Origin of the sequence: uncultured Algibacter sp., from assembly GCF_947495675.1 — a bacterium.
Classification (GTDB): Bacteria; Bacteroidota; Bacteroidia; order Flavobacteriales; family Flavobacteriaceae; genus Algibacter_B.
Window position 1 is genome coordinate 1 of the sequence record NZ_CANLZX010000052.1, and the last position, 872, is coordinate 872.

Annotated in this window: 1 protein-coding gene; it reads left to right on the top strand. The window is 29.5% G+C overall.

Annotated features, from left to right (window positions below):
- Window positions 1–721, top strand: a 721-nt coding sequence (locus Q0842_RS16045) for a T9SS type A sorting domain-containing protein (RefSeq protein WP_298500504.1), incomplete at its 5' end; no start/stop codon positions are given.
- Window positions 722–872 lie beyond the last annotated feature (151 nt).

Here is an 872-nt window from a genome sequence, read left to right on the forward strand (position 1 = left end):
ACGTTGGCAACAAGCTGAAAAAACAAGAACTATGAAACAACTATTACTTTCGATTTCAATTATTTGTTCAATAAACTGTTTTGCTCAAGAACCAAATCCCGACTTATTTCAAACTTGGTATTTGTATTCTGTTATGGCTAGCGATGCAAGTCAAGGACCTTATGTGGTTTCAGAAATTGAACCTACTATAACGCCTTCCTTGACTATTATGGAAGATTTAACTTTTAATGGAATTGGAACTTGTAACACATTTAATGGAACTTTCAACTTACTATATTCTCATATTTTAGAAACAGACCAATTTTCAAACACAACAGATGACTGCGGAATTGAAATCCATAATAATTTTGAAAATGAATATTTTAGTTTTGTACAATTAGCTGCTGGATATTCGATATCTTCAGTAGATAATGGTATGGTATTAAACATCAATACACCTGTTTTCGGAGGAGCTGTTTTTAAAAATTTTCCAATGAACACTACAAAATTTGAATTACCCCAAATTGATATTTACCCGAACCCGACGAGTTCTTTAATTTATTTAAAATCTCAAAATAGTAGTATTATAAAAATAGAAATATTTAATTCATTAGGACAAAGTATTAAAACTATAGAAAACAAATTTGATACAATAGATATTACTGATTTACCTAATGGATTTTATATAATGAAAATTGACTCGGAATTTGGAACTCTTAATAAAAGAATTATTAAAAAATAGAATTTTGATTATAAAAAGCCAGTTGCCAACCGAGTATATAAAAAATTGCTATTTTGTGCTTAACCAATGTTAGTTGCTTTGTTTGCTAGCTTCTAATTTTCCTTCGGAAAATCCTGGCAGGCAAACACGCAACTTTCTATACACAAACACG